We start from the raw sequence: 4,862 nt of genomic DNA, 5'->3' as shown, positions 1-4,862 counted from the left end.
ATGCCGCGTTCATTTGATGTCTGGGCAACGCGAAGTGCTGCCGGATTGGGCCGAAGCATGAGAGGAATGCCTGCGTGCGACGCGCATCGCGAAAGCCGCACATCTGGCGTTCGCGCCTGCGGGTCGGCTGGTGGCTGTTCTCGGCACGGTTGTTCACACGTGCAGCCGCCTTGACGAAAGCGTGCTTCACATGAGCGAGCGCAGGAATCTCAGCCTTCGCCGCAGGATAGCTGCGCAACTGGTCGGTCACGATCTTGCGCGGCACCGGGTTTGAACGCAGCACCTTCAGGAAGAAGCGCTTTGCCGCGGCCTTATCGCGTCGCTTTTGCACCAGCACGTCGAGCTCAGCTCCATGCTCGTCGACCGCTCGCCACAACAGATACGGCTTACCGCGCAGCGTGACGAACATCTCGTCCAGATGCCATATGCTGCCCGGCCTGGGCCGCGCCGCTTTGGCGCACCGGGCGAATTCAGCGCCGAATTTGTCGCACCAGCAACGGATCGTTTCGTACGTGACCACGACGCCGCGCTCGAGCAACAACTCCTCGACGTCGCGCAAGCTCAGGCTGAACCGGAAGGCCACCGAACCGCGCAGCTGATGACGACAGCAGGGAAGCGGTGACCGTGATAAAGCGATTTAGTTTTCTTCATCACTTCATTCTACCGCCGCCTCCACATCAACCTGACAGTGCCGAAAACGGCCATTGGGCTTGCGAAGGTTAACGTCGGTTCATAGCGTTGATGACAACAATGCAGCGAAACAAACAGCCGTGCCGTGGTGCTTATCGGGCGTCAAGCGAACGTAGTCGGGCGGAGTGCTCGGTGGCATTCGAACGGGGGGCTGCCCGGCGATCTCGTTGCTGTGCGCTACGGGCAAACAGTCCAGGCAGTGATCCTTGGCGCGGCACGACGCTCGGCGTGCGATCGCGAGTCAATAGCTTTGCGCAATACCTGCGCATAAAGGGGAAAGAATATTGCTACGCCATCAGACGGATTTCAGCAGCCTTCGCCACTCGGACAAGCTGCCTTTGGGATCGAGGGCTTCGACCAGCGGCGCGGCGCGCGCCGCAAGTTCCTGTTGCACATCGGCAATCGCGCTGGCGAGGGCGCCCGACATGCCCAGACCTTCGAGCATCAGCGCGGCTTCGCGCATTTCTTCGGAACGTCGTTGTCCGTGCTCGACAACCCGGCCGATCAGATACGCTTCATAACCCTTTTCCCAGCCCATGCCCGGAAAGCTTGCCGCGAGCGACGCAAGCACGCGGTCGTCGACGTCGAACTGTTTGGCCGCCAACATCGATTGAACGCAAAGCGCCTCCATGCCTTTGATCATGATGCTGCGGCACAACTTGATGGCTGAAGCGAGGCCGACTTCCTGCGCTACGGCCTCCGTGCGCATGCCCAGACCGTTAAGAATATCCGCCGTTTGCGAGGCCAGCCGGCCGCCCAACAGCATCGGCACTCGTACGCCTTGCGGCGGGACCGGAGCCATCACCGCGGCTTCCACGTAATCCGCGCCGTTGCGCTCGATCTGCTGGCAGTTGCGCCGCTTGACAGCGGGCGATACAGAATTGAGGTCGAGATAGGTCTGACCGCTCGTCAGATATTCGGCCGAAGCCGTGGCAACCACTTCCGCCTGGCTTGCCGTGACCACGGAGAAAACGAGTTGCGCATCGCGAAGTGACGTTGCGAGGTCGTTGGCGATCTGGGCCCCGCAGTCGCGGGCCTGCTGCACGATCGTCGACCGCGTTGCAGCATCTTGCAGCTTGATGTCGAAGACCGACACTTCATGGCCGGCGGCGGTCAATGCTCGCGCGAAGATAGGCCCGACTTCTCCGAAGCCGATGATCGCGACGCGGCCTATATGCTGATTGCTGTTCTGATCCATGCTGATTCTCTACGAGTGAAGGTTCGAGATAAAAGCGAGGGGACGTGGTCTGCGCATTCGATATTGAAGCTGTAGCAGGGCGGGAGCGCGAACCGCGACCTTAACCCCGCTATTGGGGACCCCCTCATGATGGTTCCATGCCATGACGAAGCTTGACGGAATCAGCCTGGGGCGAGGCCAGAAAGGAGATCAGTTCCTCCGCGGCTTCATGCCGCTTAGACGCTGTGCATATGGCTGCCGAGAATACGGTGATGACCTGAATCTCGGGCGGCAGAGAGCCGATGACATCAATGCCTGCCAGAGGCATTAATTCGCTCAATTGCTGGAAACCCAGCTCGACTTCCCCCTGCGCGACGAGCGTGCCTACTGGAACGCCGGGCGGCGCCTGCACGATGCGCGGCGCGATGGCTTCAGCGATGCCCCAGCGCTCGAACAAGCGGCTGAGGTGCGAACCGCTGGGACCCGTCGAATAGCCGATGCTGCGCGCGGCCAGAATGGCGTCGCGAACGGCGGCTTCAGTACCGGTCTCCGGTCGAGGCGCCCCGGCCGCCACCGCAATTGCCACGCCCGAACGGGCCAGGTCGACTCGACTGGCCGGATCGGTCCTGCCGGCCGCGGCCAGCCGGTCGATCGCGTCGGCCGCAAGCACGACGATATCGAATGGCTCGCCTTCCTGGACGCGACGGGCAGCAGCGACCCCACCGACCGATTCGATGACCACCGGTCGTCCCGATAGCCGCTCGTATTCTTCGACCAACTCGGAAAGCACGTTGCGCATGGCCATCGACGAGATACCGGTGATCCGTTCATGGATGGTTTGACCAGTGACCATGGTTGTCGCCCCTTTTCAATCGATATAGCGCAGCCCGGCTTGTTGCAGCGGTCCGCGCATGTGGTACATATCCAGGCCGAGCACGCCGGCGGCCAGCTTCGCGCGCTTCTCGCCCTCGTTGGCTTCGCGTGCGGCCGCCTTTTCGAGAACATTCTGCGCCGATGCCGCCGGCACCACGACCACACCATCGTCGTCCGCGACGACGACATCGCCGGGCATCACCAGCGCGCCGGCGCATACCACTGGAATGTTCACCGACCCGAGCGTTGCTTTGACTGTCCCTTTGGACGAGATTGCCTTGCTCCATACCGGGAAGTTCATCTCCGCCAGCACGCGCACATCGCGCACGCCTCCGTCGATAATGAGCCCTCGTGCGCCGCGTGCCTTGAAGCTTGTTGCCAGCAGGTCACCGAAAAAGCCGTCGGTGGAATCGGCCGTGACAGCCGCAACAACGACGTCGCCAGGCTGGATCTGCTCCGCCGCGACGTGCAGCATCCAGTTGTCGCCTGGCGGGAGCAGGACCGTTACGACCGTGCCGCCCGTCTGCGCACCGTTATAGATCGGCCGCATATAGGGCTTCATCAGGCCCACGCGCCCCATCGCCTCGTGGACAGTCGCGGACCCGAGCGCGCCGAGTTTGGCGGCCGTATCGCCATCCGCGCGCTGAATGTTTCGATATACGACCCCTAGTTCAACCATGATCAATCTCCTTTCGTTTTGAGCGCCGCATCGAGGCGCGGGTAGACACGCCGCGCGTTACCCTCGTAGATCTTGTACCGCTCGTCTGCGTCGATATGCGCGGTCTCAATGTAGCGCTTTGTGTCGTCGAAATAATTGCCCGTCTCCGGATCGATGCCGCGCACGGCGCCGATCATCTCGCTCGCAAACAGAATGTTGTCCACCGGAATCACGCGCGTAAGCAGATCGATGCCCGGCTGGTGGTAGACGCAGGTGTCGAAGAAGACGTTGTTGAGCAGATGGTCCTTCAGTAACGGCTTCTTGAGTTCCTGCGCGAGCCCGCGGAAGCGGCCCCAGTGATAGGGAACCGCGCCTCCGCCATGCGGGATCACAAAGCGCAAGGTCGGAAAATCGCGGAACAGGTTCGACGTGAGGCACTGCATGAAAGCGGTGGTGTCGGCATTCAGGTAGTGAGCGCCGGTCGTGTGGAAGCACGCGTTGCAGCTCGTGCTCACGTGGATCATCGCCGGGATGTCGTACTCGACCATCTTCTCGTAAATCGGATACCAGTAGCGGTCCGAGAGCGGCGGGCTGGTCCAGTGCCCGCCCGACGGATCCGGATTGAGATTGATCGCGACGTTGCCGTACTCCTCCACGCACTTGACGAGCTCGGGGATGCACGTGGCGACATCCACGCCGGGGCTTTGCGGCAACATCGCGGCCGGAATGAAATGCTCGGGGAAAATCTGGCTCACGCGGAAACACAGCTCATTGCAGATTGCCGCCCAGATGCTGGAGACCTGAAAGTCCCCGATGTGATGCGCCATGAAGCTTGCTCGCGGGCTGAAGATCGTGAGGTCGAGACCGCGTTCGCGCATCAGCCGCAGCTGATTGCTTTCGATCGACTCGCGCAACTCGTCGTCGCCGATGTGCAATTCGGACGCCTTCGGCATCTCGGACGGACCCGTGATGCCCGCAATCTGGCGGTTACGCCAGGTCTCCAGCGCCTTCGGCGCGGTTGTGTAATGGCCATGAATGTCGATGATCATCGTCGCTCCCAATAACTGATTCGATTGTCAGCGCGACATGACGAGTGCCATGCGCTGGTTCTGCATTAAGCGCTACCGGCGCGAAGGAACCGACCTCTGCGCGCGCCGCGACTTAAAATGTGTGCCGGATGCCAACGGCAAATGTGTTGCCGGTGGGGTGGGCGCTCAGCTTGTCGAAAGAGTAAATCGCGTAAATGTCCGTCCGCTTGGACAGAAGATGGTCGTAGCCGAGAGAGGCAGTGTTGCGAAGGCTGTTGGCCGCAGTGGTAGGCCCGGACCGTTGCGTACGCGCCCACTCTGCAAGCAGGAAGTCGGCAGGTGAGAAGGGGATCGACAAACCCGCCTGGTAGGTATGGCTGCCTGTAGGGGTACTGACGTCACTTGTCATCGCCCACGCCCCGTAGAGCGTCACGAC

5 protein-coding genes and 1 pseudogene are annotated in these 4,862 nt (G+C 61.6%); all 6 read right to left on the bottom strand.

Going from position 1 to position 4,862, the window contains the following annotated elements; translation table 11 throughout:
• A pseudogene (locus HHL24_RS42980) lies at positions 1-651 on the bottom strand (IS6 family transposase); the annotation flags it as partial.
• 334 nt (positions 652-985) lie between these two features.
• The gene (locus tag HHL24_RS42975) at positions 986-1,888 is read right to left on the bottom strand and encodes an NAD(P)-dependent oxidoreductase (protein WP_169491297.1); all 903 of its coding nucleotides are present in this window, start codon (positions 1,886-1,888) and stop codon (positions 986-988) included.
• A 124-nt stretch (positions 1,889-2,012) separates the two neighbouring features.
• The gene (locus tag HHL24_RS42970) at positions 2,013-2,720 is read right to left on the bottom strand and encodes a substrate-binding domain-containing protein (RefSeq protein WP_230417822.1); all 708 of its coding nucleotides are present in this window, start codon (positions 2,718-2,720) and stop codon (positions 2,013-2,015) included.
• Positions 2,721-2,735: 15 nt separating this feature from the next.
• Positions 2,736-3,419 carry a 4-carboxy-4-hydroxy-2-oxoadipate aldolase/oxaloacetate decarboxylase gene (gene ligK / locus HHL24_RS42965; RefSeq protein WP_169491296.1) on the bottom strand — a complete coding sequence of 228 codons (684 nt, stop codon included), beginning with the start codon at positions 3,417-3,419 and terminating at the stop codon, positions 2,736-2,738.
• A gap of 2 nt (positions 3,420-3,421) precedes the next feature.
• Positions 3,422-4,447, bottom strand: a complete 1,026-nt coding sequence (locus HHL24_RS42960) for an amidohydrolase family protein (protein WP_169491295.1) — start codon at positions 4,445-4,447, stop codon at positions 3,422-3,424.
• Positions 4,448-4,559: 112 nt separating this feature from the next.
• Positions 4,560-4,862, bottom strand: a 303-nt coding sequence (locus HHL24_RS42955; protein WP_169490694.1) for a porin, incomplete at its 5' end; no start/stop codon positions are given.

It is taken from the genome of Paraburkholderia polaris (assembly GCF_012927345.1).
In the GTDB taxonomy this organism is placed as follows: domain Bacteria; phylum Pseudomonadota; class Gammaproteobacteria; order Burkholderiales; family Burkholderiaceae; genus Paraburkholderia; species Paraburkholderia polaris.
The sequence above is the reverse complement of the archived record's forward strand: the minus strand, read 5'-3'. Positions and strand labels throughout refer to the sequence as shown.

Bases quoted from the DNA above. Each gene is read 5' to 3' on its own strand.
- HHL24_RS42975 (WP_169491297.1), bottom strand. From the start codon at position 1,888: ATGGATCAGAACAGCAATCAGCATATAGGCCGCGTCGCGATCATCGGC.
- HHL24_RS42970 (WP_230417822.1), bottom strand. From the start codon at position 2,720: ATGGTCACTGGTCAAACCATCCATGAACGGATCACCGGTATCTCGTCG.
- ligK (WP_169491296.1), bottom strand. From the start codon at position 3,419: ATGGTTGAACTAGGGGTCGTATATCGAAACATTCAGCGCGCGGATGGC.
- HHL24_RS42960 (WP_169491295.1), bottom strand. From the start codon at position 4,447: ATGATCATCGACATTCATGGCCATTACACAACCGCGCCGAAGGCGCTG.